The sequence below is a fragment of the Ruminiclostridium cellobioparum subsp. termitidis CT1112 genome (assembly GCF_000350485.1).
Taxonomy (GTDB): Bacteria; Bacillota; Clostridia; order Acetivibrionales; family DSM-1351; genus Ruminiclostridium; species Ruminiclostridium termitidis.
Genome location: NZ_AORV01000048.1, coordinates 1 through 26,431 on the forward strand (window position 1 = coordinate 1; position 26,431 = coordinate 26,431).

Annotated in this window: 17 protein-coding genes; 3 read left to right on the plus strand and 14 right to left on the minus strand. The window is 42.2% G+C overall.

Annotated features, from left to right (window positions below):
• From CTER_RS17770 to CTER_RS17785, 4 genes are all read right to left on the minus strand, one after another.
• On the minus strand, nt 1-5,463 hold a 5,463-nt coding region (locus CTER_RS17770; RefSeq protein WP_004627848.1), incomplete at its 3' end, for a cadherin-like beta sandwich domain-containing protein.
• Nucleotides 5,464-5,499: 36 nt separating this feature from the next.
• On the minus strand, nt 5,500-6,345 hold the full coding sequence (locus CTER_RS17775) for a carbohydrate ABC transporter permease (protein WP_004627846.1): 846 nt from the start codon (nt 6,343-6,345) through the stop codon (nt 5,500-5,502).
• A 1-nt stretch (nt 6,346) separates the two neighbouring features.
• Nucleotides 6,347-7,252 (minus strand): carbohydrate ABC transporter permease, encoded by a 906-nt coding sequence (locus CTER_RS17780; protein WP_004627840.1) that lies wholly within the window; start codon nt 7,250-7,252, stop codon nt 6,347-6,349.
• Between the two features lie 90 nt (nt 7,253-7,342).
• Nucleotides 7,343-8,710, minus strand: coding sequence for an ABC transporter substrate-binding protein (locus CTER_RS17785; RefSeq protein WP_004627867.1), 1,368 nt, complete (start codon nt 8,708-8,710; stop codon nt 7,343-7,345).
• Between the two features lie 277 nt (nt 8,711-8,987).
• On the opposite strand from CTER_RS17785, the gene CTER_RS17790 reads away from it, so the two are divergent.
• Together CTER_RS17790 and CTER_RS17795 are read left to right on the plus strand one after the other, a co-directional pair.
• The gene (locus CTER_RS17790) at nt 8,988-9,752 is read left to right on the plus strand and encodes a response regulator transcription factor (protein ID WP_004627859.1); all 765 of its coding nucleotides are present in this window, start codon (nt 8,988-8,990) and stop codon (nt 9,750-9,752) included.
• A gap of 25 nt (nt 9,753-9,777) precedes the next feature.
• Entirely contained in the window at nt 9,778-11,544 is a 1,767-nt protein-coding gene (locus CTER_RS17795; RefSeq protein ID WP_004627836.1) for a cache domain-containing sensor histidine kinase, read from the plus strand.
• 209 nt (nt 11,545-11,753) lie between these two features.
• On the opposite strand, the gene CTER_RS17800 is transcribed toward CTER_RS17795, so the two are convergent.
• The 8 genes from CTER_RS17800 to CTER_RS17835 form a co-directional block, all read right to left on the minus strand.
• On the minus strand, nt 11,754-11,939 hold the full coding sequence (locus CTER_RS17800; RefSeq protein ID WP_004627853.1) for a hypothetical protein: 186 nt from the start codon (nt 11,937-11,939) through the stop codon (nt 11,754-11,756).
• Nucleotides 11,940-11,952: 13 nt separating this feature from the next.
• Entirely contained in the window at nt 11,953-12,516 is a 564-nt protein-coding gene (locus tag CTER_RS17805) for a TetR/AcrR family transcriptional regulator (RefSeq protein ID WP_004627858.1), read from the minus strand.
• A 212-nt stretch (nt 12,517-12,728) separates the two neighbouring features.
• A complete protein-coding gene (locus CTER_RS27105) occupies nt 12,729-17,096 on the minus strand; it encodes an S-layer homology domain-containing protein (RefSeq protein WP_004627864.1) in 4,368 nt (1,455 codons plus the stop codon).
• Nucleotides 17,080-17,940 (minus strand): phosphonoacetaldehyde hydrolase, encoded by an 861-nt coding sequence (phnX, locus tag CTER_RS17815; RefSeq protein ID WP_004627852.1) that lies wholly within the window; start codon nt 17,938-17,940, stop codon nt 17,080-17,082. The genes CTER_RS27105 and phnX overlap by 17 nt, the downstream gene beginning before the upstream one ends.
• Nucleotides 17,941-17,981: 41 nt before the next feature.
• Nucleotides 17,982-19,085 carry a 2-aminoethylphosphonate--pyruvate transaminase gene (phnW, locus tag CTER_RS17820; RefSeq protein WP_004627850.1) on the minus strand — a complete coding sequence of 368 codons (1,104 nt, stop codon included), beginning with the start codon at nt 19,083-19,085 and terminating at the stop codon, nt 17,982-17,984.
• On the minus strand, nt 19,078-20,766 hold the full coding sequence (locus CTER_RS17825) for a putative 2-aminoethylphosphonate ABC transporter permease subunit (protein ID WP_004627845.1): 1,689 nt from the start codon (nt 20,764-20,766) through the stop codon (nt 19,078-19,080). The genes phnW and CTER_RS17825 overlap by 8 nt, the downstream gene beginning before the upstream one ends.
• Complete coding sequence (locus CTER_RS17830) at nt 20,766-21,764, minus strand: ABC transporter ATP-binding protein (protein WP_004627856.1); 999 nt, start codon at nt 21,762-21,764, stop codon at nt 20,766-20,768. Before CTER_RS17830 ends, CTER_RS17825 begins: the two co-directional genes overlap by 1 nt.
• Before the next feature lie 65 nt (nt 21,765-21,829).
• Nucleotides 21,830-22,891, minus strand: a complete 1,062-nt coding sequence (locus CTER_RS17835; protein WP_004627839.1) for a putative 2-aminoethylphosphonate ABC transporter substrate-binding protein — start codon at nt 22,889-22,891, stop codon at nt 21,830-21,832.
• A gap of 395 nt (nt 22,892-23,286) precedes the next feature.
• On the opposite strand from CTER_RS17835, the gene CTER_RS17840 reads away from it, so the two are divergent.
• Nucleotides 23,287-24,051, plus strand: coding sequence for a DeoR/GlpR family DNA-binding transcription regulator (locus tag CTER_RS17840; RefSeq protein WP_004627842.1), 765 nt, complete (start codon nt 23,287-23,289; stop codon nt 24,049-24,051).
• A 14-nt stretch (nt 24,052-24,065) separates the two neighbouring features.
• Here the strand turns inward: CTER_RS17840 and CTER_RS17845 are convergent, their stop codons facing one another.
• Nucleotides 24,066-24,254 (minus strand): hypothetical protein, encoded by a 189-nt coding sequence (locus CTER_RS17845; RefSeq protein WP_040761542.1) that lies wholly within the window; start codon nt 24,252-24,254, stop codon nt 24,066-24,068.
• Between the two features lie 169 nt (nt 24,255-24,423).
• Nucleotides 24,424-26,431: S-layer homology domain-containing protein (locus CTER_RS17850; RefSeq protein ID WP_004627862.1), on the minus strand; the 2,008-nt coding region annotated here is incomplete at its 5' end.

Here is a 26,431-nt window from a genome sequence, read left to right on the forward strand (position 1 = left end):
AAGTGCCACGGTTTTTGCTTCTCCCGACACCGCGGGCACGCCGTTTACAGTCAGGCCGGAGTATTGTGGGAACGCCGCTGTCGGTGTGATATCGATGCTTGTTACATTGCTTGCAACGGTGGCCGTATAGTCCTTATTGCCCGATGCAAATGCCGGTGACAGGGTTCCGGGATTTATCTCCAGGTTGCTCAATGTGGCGTTTCCTATTACGTATGGCTCTTTTTCAACATCCACATATGTTTTACCGGTATTGAAATCTGCTGCATAAAATTCTATTTTCCCTATATCTGAAACAGGTGTTCTGAGTGCACCCTGGGTAACCTTTTTAACACCGTCGATATAGAAATCAAATAAATCTGTGTCAGTATTTATTACCAGTTTCAGATCATACCACGTACCTGCCGTGAATGATTGTATTGTTTTCCAGCCTCCGTTGTATGCCTTGATGCTGCCGTTATCAAATTGTATGGTTTCGGCATATGTAACTCCATCACTGCTGTAAACATATGGCAGACACCACAGATTTGAGGTAGCCTCTCTCCTGACTTTTGCCTCTACTACCACTATACCGCTTAAGGGGCTGAAGGTCTTATACAATGAGGTCTTTGAGCCGGTAGCAGTACCGGTCTTATTAAGCATTACACTCTTGTCGGCAGCACTTGGAACCTCTTCCACCGTTACCGTACCTACACTTGTGTCTACGTTCCAACCCAGAGGTGCGGCGCCGGTAGGCATGATATTGAAGTTATCATGGCTGTGATCTGCCTCTCTTGTGATGACAATTGTGTATGTGGCAGTTGTGCCGTCCTGTGCCGTAACTATCACAGGGATATTGTTTTCTCCCACCTCAAGATTCACAGTGCTTACAGCTCCTGATGCCGAGGCAGTACCGTTTACAGTCAGGCCCTGGTATGCCGGTGAGGCGGCTGTCGGTGTAATATCAACACTTGTAACGCTGTTTGCCACCATAGCCGTATAGTCCTCATTATCCGGTGTAAATGCCGGTGTCAAAGTACCCTGACTTATTATCAGACTGCTTAATGTGGCGTTATTGCTCAGACCTGCCTCTCTTGTGATGACAATTGTGTATGTGGCAGTTGAGCCGTCCTGTGCCGTAACTACCACAGGGATACTGTTTTCTCCCACCTCAAGATTTACACTGCTGGCTGCTCCCGACACCGCAGGCACACCATTTACAGTCAGGCTCTGATATCCTGAAGTTCTCACTTCCGGTGTAATGTCTATACTTGCTGCACTGTTTGCAACAATGGCCGTATAGTTTTTATTATTTGATGCAAATGCCGGTGATAAGATCCCCTGGCTTATTGACAAACCACTTAGTGCAGTATCGCTTATTTCACAATACGGCTCGTTTTCAATATCCACATAAGTTCTGCCGGTATTGATATCTGCCGCATAGAACTCTATTTTGGCTATCTCATCAACAGGGTTTCTAAGTGTACCTTGAGCAAGTTTTAGGATACCGTCTATATAAAAATCAAATTTATCGGTATCGGTATTAATTACTAATTTCAGATCATACCACGTACCGGCAGTAAAAGGTTGTATGGTCTGCCAGCCTCCATTGTATGCCTTGATGCTCCCATTATCAAATTGTACGGTTGCCGCAAACGTAGTTCCGTCACTGCTGTAGATATAAGGCAAACACCACAGATTTGAGGCTGCTTCCCTCATGACCTTGGCCTCAATTGTAACTTTACCGCTTAAAGGGCTGAACACCTTGTACATTGATGTCCTCGGGCCTGTAGAGCTGCCTGTTTTATTAAGCAGTACACTCTTATCTGTGGCACTTGGAACCTCCTGTACAGATACCGTACCTACACTTGTATCAATGGTCCATCCCAAAGGCGCGCTTCCGGTAGGCATGGTGTTAAAGTTTTGGGAATCTTCAGGTACTAATCTTAAGATGTCTATTTTATATGTGGAAATTGTACCATCCTGTGCTGTAACTACCACAGAAATACTGTTTGCTCCAACAGCAAGATTCACGCTGCTGGCTGTTCCCGATGCTGAAGGCACACCGTTTACAGTCAGGCTCTGATATGCCGTTGATGACGCCGTTGGTGTAATATCTATACTTGATACACTGTTGGCGACAATGACTGTATAATTCTTATTGTTCGGGTTGAATGCCGGAAACAAAATTCCATCACTTGTTACCAGGCTGCTCAAGTTGGCATCACTGCTTTGGAATATTGCTCTGGTAATCTCTATTGTATATGTGGCAGTTGTACCATCCTGTGCCGTAACTACCACCGGAATGCTGTTCAAACCTTCTGCAAGGTTCACTCTGCATACGGCTCCCGATGCTGTGGGTACACCGTTTACAGTCAGGCTCTGGTAATCCTGAGAGGCCACTGTCGGTGTGATATCCATGCTGGAAACATTGTATACAACATTGCCTGCACTATAATTCATAGTACCCGGCGCAAATACTGGCGACAAGGTACCCTGGCTGATTACCAGCCCGCTTAATGCCGCATTGCTTTCAGAAACCGGCTCACTTTCAATGTCCACATACGTATCTCCAGCATTACCGTCTGCCGCATAGAATTCTATTTTGCCTATGTCATCAACGGCATTTCTGAGTGCAGACTGAGTGAGCTTCTGCTCCTCATCCACATACAGATCAAATTTATCGGTATCTGTATTTATCACCAATTTCAGCGTATACCATGTACCCGGCATAAATTCCTTTACCGTTTGCCATGACCCATCCCCGTATGCCTTGATAAAACCATTGTCAAATATGACAGATGCAGCCAGGGTTCCGTCACTGCTGTAGATGTCAGGCAAACTCCACGAATCCGTGGCACTCTCTCTTCTGACCTTTGCTTCTATTGTCACTGTACCGTTCAAGGGATTAAACTCCTTGTACATGGACGTTTTACTGCCCCCGGCTGTGTCGGTTTTACTCATCAATACACTCTTATCGCCGGAGCTTGGAACCTCCTGTACCGTTATTGTACCTCCGCTGGTGTCCAGGTTCCAGCCCAGAGGCGCACTGCCGGTAGTCATGGTATTAAAATTATCGGCTTCCATCAGCCTGATATAATCTATGCCTGACATGTAACCCGAAGAAGACGGATTCTTGCCGGTCACCGTAAACCTGAAGGAATGCATGCCTCCGCTCAAAGTCTTTGTGCCCAGATCAACCTCATAATATCCATCCCCCGAGGCATACTGGTCAAAGGGCAGACCCTGATTGGTCCCATCGATTGACAGCTGGGTAATGGCACGGCTGGTGCTCCTTTTAATGCCAATCTTAATATTGTAGGTACCTGCAGCTGCAACGTTGACGTTATCATATTGAATATATTCATTCACTCCCTGAAGATCAGCCTTGCTCCAGAAGTCATTGCTTGCACCGACAAGCTCCTTGACGGCTGACTTTGCACGGCCGGAGGATATGCTGGCTCCGCCGTTATAATTCTCTGCTTCATATATGGTATTGCGGGCAGGTGAAATATTACCGTGAACTCTGATAATAGCTGCCGAATAGGCCAAAGATGTATAATTGAGCAGATTGCCGGTTACACCTGTAGTGGTTGTGCCATAATCAACGCCATAGGCAGGGGTGCTCTGGCCCGGACCGTCCTGATCCTCTCTCACGTAGTTGCTGCTCCTGCCGCTTCCGTCTCCCGGAGTTACCGGCTTCATATAGATAACATCCGCGGTGGGTGAAATATCTGTAATTCCGTTCAACACAATTGACGAGTCGATATCATTGGCAGAGTTATTTATAAGTTTGAGAATCAAGTCACCTGTTTCGTTATCTTTTCCTGCAACGACAACAAGTTCCTTATCTCCTGTCTGCCTGAAATTCACATTTGTGTCGGCCAGATTTTCGGCCCACATTTTATCTTTATAGTAATAGACGGTTTTAAATACACTGGAATTGTCAAAATCCACCTGTCTCCTCAGTAATGTAAAACATGTGGACTCGGTTATGTCGCCGTTTTTCTCAAATCTGGCCATATCCTTCATGGTATCAACAGCATCTGCTATCGTATGGTCTCTTGAATTTGAACCATATTCTCCGATTTGCACCTTCGGATAGGAAGGGTTGCGGTTGTAGCTGTTCAGGAAATCCTCCCAGCTCCTGTCGTTTCTCGGATAATAATGGTGAATATCGGTTGCATATACCCCGCCCAAACTATCGTTAAAGTCATAAAGATTTTCATCTATGCCTCCTGTTACGATAAGTTTTAACTCGGGATATGCCGAATGCACCGCATCATATATTCTCTTGATGTTTTTTCTTGCATCGGGACTGTCTTTTTCTTCATTTCCCAGACCCAGATACTCCAGGTTAAACGGCTCGGGATGACCCATTTCAGCGCGCTTTGCACCCCAGGTAGTACTGGCGCTGCCGTTGCAGAATTCCACGAAGTCCAATGTGTCCTGCACAAGCTGGGCCACCTTTGGATCATTAGGATTAACAGCAGGTCCTCCGCATTTTACACCTACCGGAAGGCATGGCTGGGCAATTATGCCTGCATCCTCACAGAACTGCAGCCACTCAAACATTCCGAAGCCATTTGTTATATGCTCCTTCTTATTCATACCGTTCCAGGCTGTATTGAAGTACTCTTTACGCCCTTCCACCGGCCCGAGCTGATCTTTCCAATTATAATCGTATGTATGCTGATGTATTATACACCCTCCCGGAAAACGCAGGAACTTCATACTCATATCCTCAAGAGCTTCTCCTGCGTCCTTTCTTAAACCATTGGGGCGGTTTTTATAGGTTTTATCCGGGAACAGTGAAATAAAGTCCAGATAAACATCTCCTGTCCCATTTGCCAGTACTACCAATCTGGCATCCTTATCATTCGAATCCGAAGTAATGCTCCCTGTATATTTGACCCAATCTTCGGTGAGAGAGCTTATAGTCGAGCTGCCATAGCTTATTATGCTGTCGGCGCTCTCCAAACTTACCGATATGCCGGAATTAAAGTTTGATCCTCTTCTGGCATAAATTGAATAGTTATAGACAGCTCCCGCTTCCACATTAACCCCGTACCAGCCGGCGTTGGATATTCCAAAGCCGCCTCCTGCCGTGGTGATATTCAGATGTGCATAATGTGTATTGACAGAATTCAGCGGCTCACTGTTCTCGGCAGTTACCTGCCCTTCGGCGCCGCCGCGCATGATCTGATTCCAGCCTGCCAGCGGAGTATTATACGGTGCCTTATCCCCCGGGCCCAACTCAAAGGACCGGTTGAAAACTTTTTCGGCATAATAGCCTCCGTCCATTTGTAGATTCAGGTCTTCCGAGAACCCTCCTATAAGCAGCTGGGAAACCGCATTACCGGTTATATCCGCATTGACCGTGACATTTGCCGTTTTTGTCGCCGCAAATACGGGCTGCCCCACTGCCGTCATACAAAACAACATTGAAACTACCAAGAATAATGATACATACTTTTTGATTTTCACATTACTCCCCCTCACTTTTTTATCCAACAATATTTGCTATCCCTTTATACCTGTTGTCGCAATACCTTCGACAAAGTATTTCTGGGCAAAGAAAAATATAAGTACACATGGTATTATTGCAATTACAGACATTGCCATAATCTCATTCCAATTTGCAGCAGTGGTGGTGTCCAGGGACATTCTCAGCCCCAGGGCAACTGTATATTTCTTGACGCTGTTGATATATATCATTGAATTGAAGAAGTCGTTCCAGGTCCAGATAAACTGAAATATTCCTGCTGAAAACAGAGCCGGCTTACAAAGTGGAAGTAAAATCCTGACCAGTATGGTAAAGGAATTGCAGCCGTCTATGGTTGCCGACTCATCCAAATCTCTGGGCAAACCTCTGAAAAACTGCACCAGCATGAATATGAAAAATGGGTAGCAGGCAAATAAAGCAGGTATTGTAAACGGCAAATAACTGTTAAGCCAGTCAAAATTTTTAAACAGAATATATCTGGGTATTATTATTACCGCATTGGGCAGCATCAGTGTCGATATCATCAAGGTAAAAAGTATTTTCTTCAAAGGAAACTTGAAGCGCGCAAACCCGTATGCCACCAGTGTACTTGATATCAATGTAAAAACCACTACCGGAATGACAAGCTCAAACGTATTTACAAAGAAGACCCCGAAGCTGAACTGTCCGCTTCCTTTCCATCCGTTGTAAAATGCATCCCAAACCACATTCTTTGGTAAGAGGTCAACCGAACCGAAAATTTCATTGTTAGGTTTGAAGGATGACAGGAACAACCATATAAGAGGATAGATCATAAATATGCCGAAGGCACTCAACAGCACGTACATTATGGTTTTTTCGAATATATTGTATTCCTTCTTCATGCTAGAAGTCACCTCCGTCCTCGTAATGGGTCCACGATTGCGATGATTTAAATGTCAAGGCGGTAAATGCCAGGATCAATAAAAACAGAATCCAGGACAATGCAGATGCATATCCCATTTTATAAAATTTGAAACCCTCATCATACAATTTCATGGCATATAAATAGGTTGAGTTCAAAGGTCCTCCGCCGGTTATGACGAATGGCCCTGTAAAGTCCTGAAAAGCATTGACCATCTGCATGATCAGGTTGAAGAAAATTATGGGGGTTAACAGCGGAATAGTTATGGTGAAGAACATCCTGATTTTTGATGCCCCGTCAACAGTCCCCGCTTCGTACAGTTCAGCCGGTATCTGCTTCAAGCCTGCCAGGAATAATACCATTGACGATCCGAACTGCCATACCGTCAAAAGGCCTATTGTGAAAAGTGCCACACTTGGGTTTCCCAGCCAATCTACCGACGGAATATGCAAAACCGAAAGCACTTTGTTTACGACCCCTTCCTTCATAAACAAAAATTTCCATAGTACTGCAACTGCAACACTGCCTCCCAGTATTGACGGAAGGTAGTAAACTGTTCTGAATACATTTACAAACTTCAATTTTATATTCAAAAGCATGGCCACTAACAAAGCAAAAGCAAGCTTCATCGGTACCGACATAAATACATATTTAATTGTAATTCCCAGAGATTGATAGAATAAATCATCGTTTTTAAACATTGAAATATAGTTTTTAAAACCTAAAAAACTGGGTGTATTAGTTATTGAATAGTCTGTAAATGAATACACAAAAGAAGATACAAACGGATATAACTGAAATACCAGGAAACCTATAATCCATGGGGATATATAGAGAAGTCCGATGTACCGCTTTTTCTTGGATGTCGTTGCTGCTTTTATTTTCATTTAAATCACCAATCTTAGTAAATTTTTACACATCTATAGGGTGATAACACATATGCCACCACCCTATAAATATCAGCTTGCCTCAACTGCTTATTTTGCCTTTGCCTTAAGTTCATCCAGTTTTGCCTGAACGCGGTTTGTGAGCTCATCAGCTGCCTGTTCGGGTGTTATTTTGGAGTAAGCGACTTTCTGGCATACATCCTTTTCGATTTCGAACACTTCAGCATTGCTTAAAGCCACAGGTGGTGCTGCTGCAGGATTTTTTAATGTAAAGTCAACCACTTTGGCTATATCCATATCCACTTTATTGGCGTCCACCAGAACTTTCTTTGCGGTTTCCGATGTCGGTATGGATCTTGAGTCTGTAAGTATCATTGAAGCATCCTGGTCATTCAGGAACCAGTTGGCAAATTTCACAGCCTCATCCACGTCCTGGGATTTACTGTACACACCCAGCAGCATTGAAGGCTTGAACGCAATGGATTGGTCCTTTCCGTCCTTAACAGTTACCGGCTTGGCAACGGTAAAGTTTTCCGGCTTTAAAACATCCTTATACTTTCCGACAGTACCTGACCATTCGAGAGACGAACCGATCTGTCCATTTATAAATTTCGGCATCTGTTCCAGCTTGGTGTTATAGAGCGCTGACTCACCTAAAGGCTGTGCAGTACCGCTTTCAAATAATTCTTTAATTGTAGTGAAGGCTTCGATCATCTCTTCTTTTGTAGCGGTTACCTTATAATCGTCATTCAGCCAGTAAGCACCTGTCTTTGAACGGATATAAGGGTCAAACACCACTATAGGCAAAGCACTTGGATCAGTGCTGAACAAATATGCCTCTTTATCTTTTGCGTGAATTTTTCTGCCTTCCTCGATAAATTTATCCCAGGTCCATTCAGTATCTACCGACAACCCGTATTTCTCAAAAAATTTCTTGTTGATGTCAAGTCCAAAGCCGTTTGTACCCATTGGAAGCCCTATAAGTTTCCCATTTACCGTGCAGTATTCCTTCAGTACCTTTTCGGGAAATGCTGTCAAATCAACATCTGTTTTAGTGTTAAAGTCAACAAAATTGTCCCCCTGAACTGCCAGATCCTGATTCCATATATAGTCGAACTGAATTAAATCCGGCGCTGAACCCCCTGCAATCTGTGTCATCAGTTTCTGCTGGTAGCCGTCATAGCCCTGGTATTCTCCCTCGATTGTCACATTGGGATTCTTTTGCTTGTATGCGTCTATGGCCGCAAGAGTGGCCTGGTGACGCGCATCTGATCCCCACCATGCAAATCTCATGGTAATGTTTTTTGCAGGTTCAGATGCAGCTGCCTGCGATGAAGCTGCTGCCTGTCCGGTCGATTGATCCGCCGGAGCATTTGAGCTGCTGCCGCATGCTGAAAATGATGTGCCCAGCAATACCAATATACAAGCCATGCTGAGAAGTCTAACAGGTTTTTTCATATTACTTCCTCCTTAATATTTTATTTTTGAATTATATCAGCAGCCCGTTACATTTTTAAGATATCTGGATTGATATTAGATATCATTAATTGAATTGTTTTTTAAAAGATAATAAAAATATATCATTAATTGATTTTACAAATCAATAAACGACATAATTCTACATAATTTTCTTTATATACTTCCATTTTTATTAATTAAAGATATAATATAATTATCCGAGTTCAACATTTATTTCTCATGTAATCCTTTATAAATAAACTTTTATGGAGGGGCTATGTACAGACTCCTGGTTGTAGACGATGAATTTGAAATTAGGAACGGATTGTGCAAGTTTTTTCCCTGGAACGAAATAGGTTTTGATGTGGTGGGCCAGGCTGAAAACGGTAAAGCTGCACTTGATTTTATTTATAGTAATTCCGTTGATGTAATACTCTGCGATGTGGCAATGCCTGTTATGACAGGTCTTGATCTCGCGAGAGAACTTTATTCGTCAAAATGCAAGTATAGAATAGTATTTTTAAGCGGATACAAGGATTTCGAATTTGCACAGAAAGCGCTTGAATACGGTGCCAAAAACTATATTTTAAAATCCACCAATTATAATGAACTGATTAGAGTATTTTCAAAAGTAAAAGCCGAATTGGATGAAGAAAGATCCCATAAAAAAACAAATGAAAAAAAAGCGAATAAATCCGAAACGGAAATGAATTTCAATGAAAAGATAATATCCGTTATAAAAAACTATGTCGAGTCAAATTTTCGGGAAGTCACCCTTGAAGACCTTACAAACCAGGTACATATGAATCCTGATTATATCAGTAAATTTTTCAAGCAAAAAACCGGGCAGAATTTTTCCGATTACCTGATAGAAGTCAGGATGAAGAAAGCGGCCGAGCTGCTGGACGACATACGGTATAAAACCTATGAGATAAGTGACATGGTTGGCTACAGCAACTCATTCAATTTCACCCGTACCTTCAAAAATTATTACGGAATGAGCCCCCGTGAATACAGAAATAAAAAATCCGGCAGCCAGTAGTCTTACGATAGGATGTATGAAACAAATGAGAAGAAAATTTTTTGTAAAAAACCTGATGCTTTTTATACTTCCCTTATTGATACCGGTAATTATGCTGGGCAGTCTTTCCATTACTCTTACACGCGGCTTTATAACCGATGATATAAACACGAATAATAAAAAAATGCTGCGGCAGGCAAAAGAAAGTATGGAGCTTATTTACAACGAAATAGATTCGCTCAGTTTGAACTTCAATATGAACGCATACATAAGCATAAGACTGAAATATATTTTGGATAACGGTTTGATGGATTACAGCAGCCTGGATGTGCTGAATATTTTTAAAAATATTGTTGATGCTCCCATCAACTCGAAACCATATATCCAATCCATCTACGTATATATTGACAATAAGCAGGGTAATTTTCTTGCTTCGGGTTCGGGAATTTCCAATCTGTCAACTACTGAAGACAGCACCTGGTATGACAGTTATATGAAAAACAGGGACAATAACAACATAAATACATGGGTTGAAATAAGGCATATCAACCTGTATAACTTCATAAACAGACCTGTCAATCTGGTCACAGTCTATAAAAAAACCTATACTTCCGGTTCTAATATTGCAGATGGTGTTATTGTTATGAACATAAAGGGCGATTACATTGACAATATGCTGAGCGGACTGATGACTTACAATGACCAGATGGCGTTTACCCTGGATGATGACAACAACATCATATCCAGCAGCGCCGGTTCAAACAAATCGGATATGGGCATTCTGGAAAAACTCAGAAGTCAGACCGGTAATTTTTCCGAGTTGAAGTTTAAAAACAGACTTTTTGTGGTTTCGCAAATCAATTCCGACAGATATTCCCTCAAGTATATTTCCATAGTGCCAAGACAGACAATTTATAAAGTCCCTAACAAATTGTTCCTGATTACAGTCCTTTTTCTGCTGGCTTCCCTTGTTTTAGGGTTTATTCTGTCATACTATTTCACAAGGAAAAATTATAACAACCTGAAGGCCATAATTTCTACAATAGAATCGGCTGAAAACGGAGCCGAGCTGCCGCCGCTCCCCTCAAGAGTCAAAGATGAATACGGGTATATTCTTCAAAATATAATCAAGACCTTTATTGAACAGAGTTATCTCAAAGTTCAGCTTTCCGAAAAGAAATACAAGCTGAAAACAATTGAAATGCTTGCACTTCAGTCTCAGATAAATCCTCATTTCATGTTCAATACACTGAATACCATATTCTGGAAGGCAATAAGTCTTACAGGGGAACAGAATGAAGTCAGTAAAATGATTGACTACCTTGCAAACATACTCCATTTTTCTCTCGGTAACCCCGACAAAACAATTACACTGTCCGAGGAAATCAGTAATACCATAAGTTACATTGAGATTCAGAAAATCAGGTATAAAAATAAGTTCAGGGTTATATGGCAGTACGATGACAAAATAACTCAGAATAAAATCATAAAACTTCTGCTGCAGCCGTTGATTGAAAACAGTATTTATCACGGAATAAAGGGGAAGGATGGTGCAAGCGTCATAAAGATAAAAATCACGGAGGACGATTCACATTTAAAAATAAGTGTATTTGATAACGGCCTCGGAATTGACAGCGGTACACTGGATAAAATAAGAAAAACGCTCAAAGAGAACGGTGAATATTCAGGGCATATCGGCTTAACCAATACAAACAAGCGTCTGAAGCTTACCTATGGTGAAGAATTCGGGCTAAGTATCCGCAGCAAACACGGCCGTGGTACAGGCATATATATTAAAATTCCAATTTCATAGAAAAGGTTAAAAGATTACTGCTGATTATACCGGTACTCCCATACTAACTTCACCACTTTACCTTCGGCGATAATTTACGGCAATTGTTTTTAACTGTGCATCTTATTTCATGAAGTTGTCCTCGCGTACCGGTATAATCAGGATAGTTCTTTTAACTGCAAAACTGAGAGTCAACTAACCGGCACAACGAGTTAATTTAGATATCTCACTCACTGGATCAAGAGCAGAATTATTGCCAGAACAGTTGATATAACAGCTGTTACACCAATTTTCATATGAAAATTCAACGAACCTGGATCCCTGAGTCCCTTTGCTCTTATCCACAACCCGCAGATAAGTGTAGATAGCAGCGTAAGCAGCGCTGCAACAGCAATAATGATTGTAACAATTCCCATGTCAATCCCCCATTTATTTTATCAGATTTTGTACTATGGATTTAATAAGGCTGTCCCGTTCACTTTTCAATTCGATATTAATACCGGTCAGCATGTGAAACGCATCCTGCCTTAAATATATATTCTGCATTGTAACTATCAGCTGGAACGCAATAAGACGCAAGTCAGTTTCTGATTTACTTTCATTGTAGATCTTTTTCAAAACCGGGATCAGATACAGATATATTCTGAAATCACCTTTCAGTAAATCATACTCCACCGAGAGTTTGTTCAGCTTATGGTTCTTCATGGCGGTATCGGACATGGCTATAAGCGTCTCTTCAAGATACTTTTTGGGATCGCTTGAATCTCCGTCCAGTTTTTCAATTATTTCAGCCAGGGATTCCATTTTGCCGGTTACGGCTTCTTTTACAAGATTGTCTCTTGAATTAAAGTGATAGTTTATCAACCCTGTCCCTATTCCGGCGGCTTCAGCAATTTTTCGAACGGTCACATCATCGGGATTTTCGGTTGATTCCAGCAATTCCATTGTAACTTCCAATATTCTTTTCTTGGTATCGTCCTTCTTTAAGCTCATTTTACAACCTCTTATCCTTTTTTGAACATATATTGAACATGTTCAATTATATAGGAAAATATATACTTTGTCAATAAATTATTACAGGACTCGTTTCCCAGCTTCACGGCAAAATCAGCAGCCCGGCAAGAAAAAACAGGTCATGAAAATATTCTATTACATTTCATGACCTGTTCCTTTATGAGTTATTGTACGACTTCATTTTCCAATTTCTATTTTGACAGCAGCTTATACAAAACCTGTGCCATTTCCGCTCTGGTTGTGGTATTTGTCGCTAGAAGCTTGCCGCCGCTGCCGCCAATGGTACCTGTACCGACAAACAGACTCATGGCTTCCTTTGCCCAGGAGGCAATTTCATCGCTGTCACTGAAGTCAGATAGTTGTTTCCCCTCTGTACTTGCAGGTAATTTATGTATCACTTTCAGGGCATTGTACATAAGTGTAACCATTTCCTGACGTGTAATTTCTTTATCCGGCTCAAAAAGGTTATTACCGGTTCCATCAGATATACCGGATTTCTTTGCTTTAGCCAAATACTCTGTATAATAAGTATCGCCTGCATCTGAGAAATTTTCACCCGCACTTGCATCCGGTGTTATATCATAAGCTCTCATAAGCATTACAATAAATTCACCCCTGGTCAGCTTTGCATAAGGACTGTAGTTGCTATGTCCGGTACCTGTTGTAATACCCCTTGCCGAAACAAAGTTCACAGCCTTGTTATACCATGCGTTTGCTGCCACATCATTAAAATTCACTTTGTTAAAGCCCACAGCATAGTCACTGAAATGAGATGTGGTAAAGGTTACCGTGCCGGCAGCAGAGTCAAAATGTCCGGATGGTACGGAGACCGCTCTGCCGTTTCCGTCAATATACCAGATGATGACGCTTTCAGGGTTCTCCAGTTCTGCCGAGGCCGGTGTATATGGTATCGATACGGTAACCGGTGCATCCGGATTGTTCCACTCTACTCGATTTCCATCCACTGTCATTGTGAGCTGTACAAGTGGTCTGCTGCCTACCATTGTCTTTATCCCACCCGCCAGTTTTGATTTGTCACCTTTGCCAATAGTGATTTCAGCCAGCTTCCCGCTGATCCCGGAAATACCGGTCAGCATGTTGTCCCTTATGGTCACACTGCCTGATTCTGTAGCAAATGTAACAGAGCCTTTTTGTTCATTGCCGGTTAAATAGGATATTGGAATTTTGACGGAATAATCATTTACTCCCGGTATCGCCGGTACCTTGATAACAGAAGTTTTTCCCCCTGTAAAAATATTACCCTGCCGGGTAGACAGATCAACCGACGCACTGCCGGAGTTATTATCAACATTGACTGTCAGTGTGTTTTTGTCCGTTCCTGCTTCTGAAACTACAGCTTGATATGTCTTTGGGGTATTGGAAGAACTGCTGCTTCCGCTGCTTTGATAGCCTCCGCCTTGACTTACGTTATTTCCGCTGTTGCCGCTGTTGCCATTGTTTCCGTTATTGCCACTGTTTCCGTTATTGCCACTGTTTCCACCTGAATTGTCGGAATTTTGCGAAACGGTAACTGTTTTCTCAATCTTCTGCCCCTGTGCAGTATAGGTTATGGTGTATGTGCCTGCAATTGCGGGAATAAAAGAATTATTACTGACGGCTATGTTTTCTCCGTTAGGTCCTGTTACCGCAATACTGACTTCACAGCTTCCGTTTACATTCCTCGCTGATGCAGCCGGAATTTTTACTGTTTGACCAACAATACCGGTCAAAGCATTATTATCTGACAACGTGAACTTTACCGGATTATCTTTAGCATATAAAGCAGCTATATCATCCGCGCCAAGAGCTCCCCCAAAAAGCCGTGCGTTACTGATATCACAGGCTATCGGAAGCTGGACACTTCCGTCACTGCCTGTATCGGAACCAATCATCACCCATTTTGCCGAATCTTTTGGAATATCTAATGAACCGGTTACAGTTTCTGTCGCTTTCAATTCACCGTTAATATAAAGCTTCAGTGCAGACCCGTCATAAGTGGCTGCAGCATGCACCCAATTGCTTTTTATTCCCGATATATCTGCCGAAGGAACAACATAACTGCCGTCAATATGTGCCCAAAACTCCAAAGTATTGCCATCACCGTTCAGTTCAAAGCCCAGACCGGCGCCGTCACAATTCATAAACGGGTCACCGTTCACATACTCATTCAGCTTCATCATACATTCCATTGTAAAACCGTTTTTCATATTCTCATAGTCACTGGCTGTCAGTTTATATGCATAGGCATCATCGTCACCGTCAAAGCTGGCCATCTTTTTGCCCAGGTCGGTATTGTCCGATATTATGGGATTACCATGCACGACAGCAGTATGAGCTGCAGGAGAATTATCCTTTGCCGAACCGTCGGAAAAATCCACATCCAAGATGTTTCTATTGGAAAGAATAAGTTTCCCAAATCCTGAAGTATCATTCCAATTGGCATTACACCAGGTTAGTGCCTCTAAATCCTTATTTTTCTGATAGTTATCCACTGAAAGGTCAAATCCAAGCTCATGTTTAGTATTTACATCAAATCCCAGCTTGTCCCAAGGGATAGCAATCTCCGCATTCCAACCTGCCGCAGTCGCAGCTGTGGCTGCTGAAATACTGTCAGACAGAGTTTTCTTGACTTCTGTACCTGCGGTCACCCCTCCGCCCATGACAATGTAGGGTTTGGAATTATCATCAGGATTATAACCTATCCCGATCTGCCAATCCCCATCAGTATAAGGTGTGCCCGAATGGAGTGTCGAATCAATATATACCCAGACAATATCTCCCTTGTTCCATTCCGTTCCTGCGGCCAGCTCTTTATCTCCTTTAACCTCCACAGCCAGATAAAGATTATCATAATCCCATTTCACGTCAAAGTCTGCATTATGAGTGGCATTTCCGTTAATATCTTTTTGTATCATATTATCAAGTGACCATACTGCTTCATTCAGGCTGCCGTTTATCTCAGGTCTGTCGGTTATTAATTCAGCATTGACTTTTGGTGTATTTGTTTCAGCGGTTGTCGTAAAAGTAGCGCTTATACTGTTACTGCTCTCCACGCTGTACGGAGTCAAGGCCCATACTTCAATTTTATACTCTGTTGACGGAGCCAGACCTGCAATCGTTGCAGACAGTGTCGAGGCCTGAGCCGCCCTGTAATAGTCTGAAAATCTCAGGTAATAATCCCTGTTATTCCTCGTGTCCTTAATTGCCTCTCCTGTCTGGGTATTGGTAACCTTCATTTTGTAAGAGTGAACCATATTGTCATTTGCTTTCCCTAAAACTATGGAGTCCAGCCCATCAGCAGCCGACGCCTGGTTAAAGGAAAAGAGAACCGAATGGGAATCCACTTCATTCACTTTTACCTGTGCGACTTCTGAAAAAACAGGCGCCTTACTGCTGTTCACCCTGTCGTCAGTGTATGTAAATGATCTGCTGTTTACCAATTCAGGAATATCGATCACCCATGGTTCATTTTCATAAATATACTTTCCGGTTGTCAAATTCATTCGCTTAATAATTACCCTGTTATCCTTGTCAACATCGATCAAAAGGGCTTGAGAGGCTTCATCGGCAAATTCAGGATAAGTTGAATATTTTCCGTCCGAAACAATTTTACCGCTTTCATTTTCAAAGTAAGCTCCCAAAGAAGCATCCTGAATGGCAGTAAACCCTTTACTTTGATCAATTGATGTCGGATCGTCGGCAGTGGCATGGGAGTGACCGGAAATATGAATGACCTGGGGATACTGCGCCATCAGAGCTACCATATCCTTATCGGTACCTGCTCCATAATTTCCATACCATTCATTGGTCGTGTAGGCGCTATCCGGGATACCATGATGTGCAATTACAAAAATAGGAGAGTACGGATTTTTTGCTGCGGCATTGGAAAGTGCCTGCTTAAGAAAATCATACTGTTCACTGTAGTCTCCTCCATCATAGCTGTGTGTGCCCAAAGTAATAATTGTAATAGTACCTTCGTTGGAAACATAACCCGACTCCTGAATGTCAATTGAACCCGGTGTTGTAACCTCTTCCTGCTCCTGAACGGTAATTGCACCCATTGAGGTAGTATCCTCCGGTTCCTCTTCTGTGTCTGCACCTGTAGTGTAAACGTGATCCGGCTGCTGACCTGTCTTGCTGATAAATTCATTTATGGCATCCTGCTTGTTTGACCAGCCGTAATATTCGTGATTACCCATTGACCATATGATTTTGTCTCGTAAACTGCTGGAGTTGGCAATATTCATCATTGTATCATATTGGGCCGGGTATCCATTGTCGGTAAGATCTCCTGCAAACATTACCGCATCCATATCGGGATCAATGGTTTCAAATACCTCGAGTGCATTTTTCAGTTTTTTATCAGATCCATACCCGGATCCAACATGGATGTCACTTCCCACTGCAAAGCGGGCCTTAATTCCTGCCCGGCTCAGCTGCTTCCAGTCGGTGCCCGTTTCGGGCGCACTCCATGCAGCCATAGACTGCATGGGAAAAGCAGAAAGAACTATAATACCGACTAAAAACAGAGATAAAAGTTTTTTAAATTTTCCAATCATTGTTTTTCTCCTTTTCATCAATAACCATTTTGTATGTATTTGGCCGTTTGTTCTCCTCAAGGAGCCCATTGATTTTATTAATCAGCTCAGGCAATTCCTTGATACTTTCTATGGTAAAATCCGCACCTGCCCGCATAAAAGCATCTCTTGCCCTGCTGATGGCATTTTGCCTGTCTGTCTCCGGCAATGCTTCATACTCCTCCAGCTTCAGACCCATTTCAGAGCTGCCCACGATTACCCCCACAGACCATACCCCGCCGTTGATGCCCTCCTGTATATCTGCTGCCGTATCCCCTACTTTTACTGTTTTCCATGGTGCTGTTATCCTGAGCGCTTCAATATTTCTGAAAATCATATAGGGAAAAGGTCTTCCAAAGGAGTCTGTCGAATCCGGTGTAATAATAAAATCCGGTACATAGCCCTTTTCTTTTGCGGAAGAAACCACAATATCCATCATTATGTCGGTATATCCGGTGGTCGAACCGATTTTAAGCCCCATACTCCTCAATACTGCTGCTATATCCGGTACATGAGGTAATGGATCTGTGAATTCCTTGATAGAAGCTAACATTAAAGGTTCAAAATTTCTGTACAGCTCATTGATATCTTCTTCGTCAAAAGCCCTGTTGTACTTTTCTTTCCATAGTTGACCGATTCTGGGCATTCGGAGCATAGCTCCGATATGATCCTTTTTCAACATGCCCATAGGCGTTCTCGCTTCTTCCACGGTCACTTCAATTCCAGCTTTCCTGAAGGTTTCAAGGAAAGCATTAACCGGAGCAAAGCATCCAAAGTCAACCGTGGTTCCGGCCCAATCTAAAATAATACCCTCAATTTTATTCATCATTTTTCTCCTTACATTTAATAATTTTTCTCAAGCGTTAATTAAAGGCAATCAGAAAGTGTACCAATCAAGCGCCTGATATCTTCCGGATAAATTTCGCCTATATTTCCAATACGGAAGGTATCCGCTTTTGATATCTTACCGGGATATAAAACAAATCCTCTCTGTTTAACCTTTTGATAAAATATTCCGAAGTTAAAATTTCTATCCGGAAATAAAAACGAAGTAATAATAGGGGACTGCAGTTCTTCTGAAAGCAAAGTCTTAAATCCTAACGAAGCCATCCCTTCAATTAAGATCCGGTGATTCTGCTTATAACGCTGATAGCGGGCTCCCACGCCTCCTTCTTCCTCCAGTTCATTCAACGCCTGATAGAATGCGCGTACGACATGGGTCGGCGAAGTATAGCGCCATTTCCCCGACGGTTCCATCTGTTCCCACTGGTCTGCCAGATCAAGCACCAGGGATCTGGCATTACCTTTGCTTTTCAGAAGCTGCTCCTTTTTTGCAATTACAAAAGAAAATCCTGGAACTCCTTGAATACACTTATTGGATGAGCTGATCATAAAATCCATTCCCATACTTGAAACATCCATGGGAATTCCTCCGAAAGAACTCATAGCATCAACTATCAGAACTTTGTCATACTGTCTGACCAGTTGGGCAATTTCCTGCAAAGGATTCAGTATCCCTGTAGTAGTCTCACAATGAACAACCGCCACATGTGTGATATCTCCGTCCTTTTCCAGCAGTTGATTGATCTCATGCAGACTTGGTGCTTGCGTTTCCTCGCAATCAAGATTGACGTAATGTATCTTTAATCGTTCGGCTATTTGAACCATGCGCCGTCCATAAGCTCCGTTTGAAACGATCAATAGCTTTCCGCCCGCAGGAACTGCAGTACCCAGGCAGGCTTCAACTCCAAAGGAGCCGCTCCCCTGCATTAACACAGAAGAGTATGTTTCGACATCCTCTGTTGCTGTCCTGACCAATCGTTGCCGAATGTTCTGCACTATTCCGACATTATAATCATCATCCCACGTACACCAGTCCTGGAGCATTGCGTTCCGAACACCTTTTGAAGTGGATAACGGCCCCGGTGTCATGAGAAGATACGGATTATCCGGTATATTGTTATTAATCATCCAGCATTACCTCCTCCATTTTCTTTTGGTGTTTACGGTTAAAAAACATATATATCTCATAGCTGCCCCGGATAATCAGATTTACAAGCAAAATCAGAAGACTCATGGCGGCTGCCTGTGCTATGTCTCCGGCTTCCTCCATATGTGTGATTGCCACCGAAGCTATCTTAAAGTCAGCAGGATATAAAAAGACTACTGCCGAAACCGTCACCATTGAATTAACAAAATAAAACATGAATATTTCCAAAATTGCAGGGAATGACATAGGTACACTGACCTTCAGGAATACTTTCCAGCCTGGTATCCGCATACTTTCAGCAATGCTTTCAAATTCCTTATCCAGCTTTCTCAGGGCTCCGGCTGCGGTAACATATGGCACCGAATAAAAATGAACGATATTGGCCAAAACCAGGATCACTACCGTGCCATATATAAAGTTCAGAGGATTCTCCCTTGAATTAAAGAAAAATATGAAGGACAACCCGATTACCATACCTGGAAGAGCTATAGGAACCACCGAAAGCAGTCTTCCAATTTTTTTAAGAGTCCTCATCTCTTTTCCCTTTTCAATCAGATAGGAATATACAAATATGAAAATGGTTCCAAAAACTGCCGTCAACAGGCTCATTACGATTGAATTCACAAAGCTTTGAATACCTCCGGTTGATTGGCTGAATTTGAAATGTCCAAAGGTGAAGCTTCTTTCATAGGGATAGTATTTCATCAATGCATCCAGAGTCAGCGCGCCTATAATAAGCAAGAAAAAGGAAAAGATCAGGAAGCATACAGTGAAAAACATGGCATCTCTTAATTTATTATCTTTGATTTTCAGTTTAATTGCCTTTGAACTGATTTCACTGAAGTTTCCCGAATTGAGAGCCCGGTCTGCTGCAAAAGTAAGAAGTGCCGGAATCAGAAGAAGAGTACTTACCACTGCTCCCATATTAAAATTGAATTGTCCTGCAACCTGTTTATACAGGTCGGTAGCCAGAACATTAAAGCTGCCGCCGATAACCTTTGGAGCTCCAAAGTCGGTAAAGGATAATGTAAAACATACAAATAACGAATTTATCAGCGTATATTTTACTTCCGGCAGTGTTATTCTTAAGAATTTAACCAGAGCATTGCACCCCATTGAATCAGCGACCTCATAAAGCCGTCCGTCAGCATAGTGTAACGCTACATAAAACATCAGAAATGACTGTGGAAACGTATAAATGATTTCAGATAAAATGATTCCTGTTTTACCGTATATCTCAATAAAAAATCCCAACTGTGTAAGTATGCCCTGCTTGCCGAAAAGTACAATCAACCCGATACCATGAACAACCGTCGGAACAAAAATAGGAAACAGTGCCGCATATCTGAAAATCTTTTTTAATTTGATGTTTGTCCTCCTTAGTGCATAAGCATAGGCAAAGCCCAGCACTGTGCTGATAACGGATGTTATAAATGATACATTGATTGTGTTGATTACAGAATAGGATAAGGCGGGCTGTGAAAAATATTTCAAATAGTTGCCAAAACCTGCAAAACCGCCGTCACTGTTTTGAAAAGCCTTTATGAACAAGGTGAATAGCGGTAATACCATTCCTGTAAAAAAGGTAAAGGTCAGAACCAGCATTAAAATAGATTGAGAAGGGTTTTTTATCTGCAATTTCTGTTTATTGTTCAGCATCATCAGACTGCCTCTAACGCCTCGGCATATTGAATCAAATGCCTGTCGGCAATTCTTAGATAAACCGTATCATTCTCCGTCAATTCCATTGCCGCAGCCGTTTCGGCCGGAAGGTCCGCACAAATCTCACAATTGTCATGGAGTTTGCTGTAAACCCTGATCATAGCGCCTTTAAACTCTAGAAATGTAATCTTCCCGGTCAAATAGTTCTCAGACGGCTTATTTTTTGTCAAAATGATATTTTCAGGCCGGATACCAAAATCACCAGTACTGTTATGATAGAAATTCATAGTCCCTATAAAATCTGCCACAAATTTATTTTCAGGTCTTTCATATATCGCCCTTGGGGCTCCAACCTGCTCTATCACGGCGTTATTCATAACTATGATACGGTCTGCCATTGTTAAAGCCTCTTCCTGATCATGGGTCACCATAACTGTTGTAATCCCAAGCTCCCTCTGAATCCTTCGAATTTCAAGTCTCAGCTTTGAACGTACTTTTGCATCCAATGCCGATAACGGCTCATCAAGCAGGAGATATCCGGGAGACAGCGCAATAGCCCGGGCTAAAGCAGTCCTCTGCTGTTGTCCTCCGGAAAGCTGGAAAGGATATTTATTTTTATGTTCAGTTAAATCCACAAGTTCCAAAACCTCTAATGCCCTTGATCTTAGCTGCTTCCTGTTTAATTTCTTCTGCTCGGACAATCCAAAAAGGATATTTTGTTCAACTGTCATGTTCGGAAACAGTGCATAAGATTGAAATACAATACCGAAATTCCGTTTGGAGGGAGGCAGCATAGTGCAATCTCTTCCATCAATAATAACCTTACCCCCATCTGCCGTTTCCAGTCCGGCGATAATCCGCAGGAGCGTTGTTTTCCCGCAGCCTGAAGGCCCCAATATGCAAACAAGCTCACCTTTTTCAAACTCTGCATTTACATCCTCAAGTGCTACTTTTCCGGCAAACTGCTTATATATGTTTTCAACTTTTAAATAGCTCATATGCATCCCCTCTTACATAAAACCAATGCAGCAGCGTACCCGGCCGCATTGGTCTACTATACGAATTATTCTTTTGGAGCTGATTTTGAATCATATTTCTCCATCCATTTCTTAAGTATGTTATCCCTGTTTTCGGATGCCCAGGAAAAATCATTGTCAATCAGCTGATCAACGGGGTTAAAGGCAAAGCCTTCATATTTTCCGCCCTCTCCAGTCGCTATAATCGGATAATTAGCTTTGTAAAGGTTCATTGCATCGTCTGATATTGCCCAATTCAGGAAGGTCTTTGCTGCAGGTTTGATATCATCTTTTTTCATTAATGCATTGGCTTCCAAATCCCAGCCTGATCCCTCTGTGGGGAATATCACTTCAACGGGAGCACCTTTCGATTTCTGACTGATCCCGGCATATCCGAAGCTTATTCCAACGGCAGTCTCACCGGCTGCAGCCATTTTTGCAGGTTTTGAACCTGAATGAACATACTGGGATATATTTTCATGGAGTTTATCAAGATATTCCCAACCTTTTTCGGAATCTTTTCCGTTAAGCTGAAGTGCGGCTGAAACAGTTAAAAACCCTGTTCCCGAGGAATTTGGATTTGACATCACAATATGTCCCTTAAATTCCGGCTTCAATAAGTCCTGATATGATTTTATTTCCGGCAGTCCTAATTTTTTTGCTTCAACTGTGTTAACGACTATCGCTGTTTCCCATACATCATTTCCAACCCATGTAGGAACTTTCTTGTCTGATTTAAATTTGGGAAGTATTCTTTCAACACCTGTGGGAGCATATGGTTCCAGCATCCCTTGATTGTCGAGCACCATCATTGAGGATGCGGCTGTTCCCCACACAAGGTCGGCCTGAGGGTTCTCTTTTTCAGCAAGCAGCTTTGCGGTGATGGTACCGGTGGATTCTCTTACGGTATTAACCTTGATATCAGGGTATTTTTTATTGAATGCCGCCAGATACTCAGTAACCTGCTCATCTTCCAGTGCCGTATAAACTGTGATATCTCCCTTTGCTGCATCCGCCTGTGTCTGCTGCTGACCACACCCGTTCAGAGTTCCTATAGAGCCTGTCAATAACAGTACAGACACTATGTATGTCAAAATTCTTCTTTTCATTTCATGACCTCCGTATTGTTTAGTAATAGTAGTTACCGGTAATTTATGAGATCATTATACAACCCTGAGTGTAAATAAATATTCAAAGTAAAGTTAAAAACTTGTTAATTTATCTTACCATATCATTACTAACTGTTTATTAACTCTTTAATATATTTCAAACAAGTTAGTCAAAACAGACAAAGTATTCTCTTGAATATTATCATTTATTATGATAAATTCTTTATATAACGAAGCGATATATGTCCCACACCTCCACAAGGTCGGGTTCTGCTTCGGTTTTTAGGGGGCCAGCATTTCTCCCGCCTCCTTGAAACGCGCAAAGGAAATAAATTTTTTCTGCAGCCAATGCGTTATAAATCACTCAAGTATTGAGTTATGAAAGGATTAAATTCATGCTGCCCAGCGAAAGACAGAATAAATTGCTAGAGTTGCTTTCTTCAAAAGATATTGTCACCATTCCTGAGTTCATTGCAGAATTCGATGTCTCTATTGAAACGGTTCGGAGGGACTTGTCAATTCTGGAAAGTCAGGGAAAAATCGAAAAGGTGTACGGGGGTGCAAAAATTAAAAACAACCCCTTTGCCGAGCCATCTATGGAAAAGCGCATGGTTACCAATCTGCGGCAAAAAGAATGCATCGGCAAAAAGTGCTGTGAATTCATAAATGACGGAGATTGCATCTTTATTGACAGCGGTACCACGCCTTACTACATTTCCAAATTCCTGACAAACAAAAAAAACCTTACCGTCATTACAAATTCAATACCTGTCGTCACTGAGTTAATGAACACCGATTTTGATATTATTATTATCGGCGGAATGATAAGGAAGAGCGAACGCTCTGTTGTTTCCTATGACTATCTGTTTGATTTTTCTGTCCTGAGCATTCAAAAAAGCTTTATTTGCGCCGGCGGTATTACCGCTGACAACGGTGTTTCCGATTATAACATGCAGGAAGTGGTTACAAGAAAAATGATTATCGAAAGATCAAAAGAAATATTTTTAGTTGCCGACAGCAGTAAGTTTGGTGAGGACGTCACAATAGGTGTAACTCCTGTATCCAAATTAAATTATATTATCACCGACTCAGGCTTGAATAAAAACCTGGCTGCCGGTTTCAGTAAACATAAGGTTAAGCTGGTTATAGCCGAATTATAGAAACTAATCACAGGTTATGCCTTTACCTCTTGCAGTAAAAAATCAGAAAAGTACTTTTTGATTATTTCATACAATAATTTTAATGCACCGATTAAAACCTGCATTGGTGCAGCAGTCCCGTAACCAAATGCGTCAATAAGGCAGGACCATACCGGTGCAATAAAATATGCCGCATGCTTGACGGCATATTTTGCATCCTTCATGGATATGCCATGTTTAAAATATTTATGTATAACAGTATTTTATCATTGCAATTTCAATCAGCACAACAAGTTAAATTAAAAAGAGCTTATGGGATATTTTCTTCTGAACACCCCATAAGCTCAACATGATAACTTTTAAATTACTATTTCCGTTTTATAGGATTTTACCTTATATCAAATTGGACTTCTGCAATAATTTCTGAACCATCACAGCAACCTCAGCCCTTGTGACATAATCTTCAGGAGCCAAAATACCGCTGTCCCTTCCGGATACAATTCCAATGTCCAGGCAGGCAGCAACACTTTCCCTTGCATAGGCCGAAACCTTCACTGCATCACTATATTTCTGCAGCTGTACACCGGCCTCTTCAGGACTGATTGACAGAACCGCCCCGGTAATCTTCATGGCTTTGGCTATAATAGTCATTGCCTGTTCACGGGTAATGTGGTCATTCGGACCGAATTTCCCATTTCCGTAGCCGTTGATAATACCAAGTGAAGCAGCTGTTTCAATATAACCGCAGTACCAGTCCGACGCAATGACATCGGTAAATTCATTATTGTACTCTTCTGCCGGAATACCCAGCGCTCTTATGATAATTGCAACAAATTCCGACCTTGTAATTTCTTTGCCGGGGGCAAACATACTGTTTCCGACTCCGCTTATAATCAGTCTTGAACCCATATCATTCACAGCATTTCCTGCCCAATGGGCATCCACATCCTTAAACTGTACCGAATTCGATACAACCGCATAATTGCTGTTGGTAAGACTCCTTATACCGGCATAATACTTCCCGTCAATATTTATAATTTTTGTAGGGACATGTCTGATTGTGCCATCCGGGTCAATTACAACTCCTGTTGTAGTTTTTGCCGCATCATATCCCGAAGGAACAGCTATTGTCCTTTCCACATATGAGTTAAAATTCTTTATATCTATTGTCTTATCTCCATAAATGCATTTTACAGTAAAGCTTACCGGATCGGCTATCAATGTAAGACCGCTGTTTTTCACCGCATTGTTTATATCCTTTTGAGCTGCAGCAGAAAGCTTTGATATTGATACCAATACTTTAATATCACTTAATTTAACATTTTTCCCCATTTCCTGAGAAACTGCATCAATATTTATCAGTTCGGCCGGCAGCTTATATGACGCTTCAATGGTACGGAGTTCAAGAACAGAATGTTTATTCTCCATATTTTTTACTGTTTGTCCGTTCAGCTCACCGCTGACACCCTTTGAAGCACCGCCTTCCGATATTGTCACAACAGCCCCGTTCTCCAATTTCTGCAGCAGCTGATTGAATCTTTCAGGATCCAATGTAACGTTTGTAATATTGTCTTCACCTGTTTTAATGGAGGCTGCAGCCATTTCACCCTGCTCATTGCCGTTTATAAGAATCAGGGTATCATTGTTTTTCTTTCCTTTGTCTTCACTGCCGGCGCTGCTTCCGTTATTACTGCTGCTGTTTCCCGAACCGCTGCTGCCTCCGGCATTATTACCGCCATTATTGCCACCGGTATTGCCATTATCGTTAAACCTGTCGGCCGGTACATTAACATAAACAGTGACATTCCTGCTGCTGCCGTTCTTTTCAAGCTGGAGCACCACAATTCCGGTTACAGCCGTACTGCCGTATACAATACTGCCATTTGCACCTATTGCTGAATTTCCTGTATTCATCAGCCTCACGGTTATGCCATTATAGGCTGCATTCACCAATGCCTGTGCCAATGCAGCAATATTTATGTCAGTACCCTGCACAGGAGTCAATACAGTACTTGAAAGAAGGTTTGCCGCCCCTGTCAATTCTGCTGTTTCCTCAGGTTCAGTTGCACCGTCGGCCGGCACAGTTACCGATACAACTACACTCCTGCTGCTGCCGTCCCTCTCAAGCTGGAGTATTACAACTCCGGTTACGGCTGTACTGCCGTAGTTAATATTTCCGTCAATATCTATTGCAGAGCTGCTTGTTACCTCCAATGACACGTTTATTCCGGCATATGCAGTGTCCACCAATTCCTGTGCCATTGTGACTATATTTATATCGACACCCTGTACAGGTGTTAATGCAGCACTTGTCAGGAGACCTGCCGCTCCCTCCAGGTCGGTTTCTTCTCCCGGCACTGTTCCGCTGCCGGCCGGCACCGTCACCCGGACAGTAACCTGC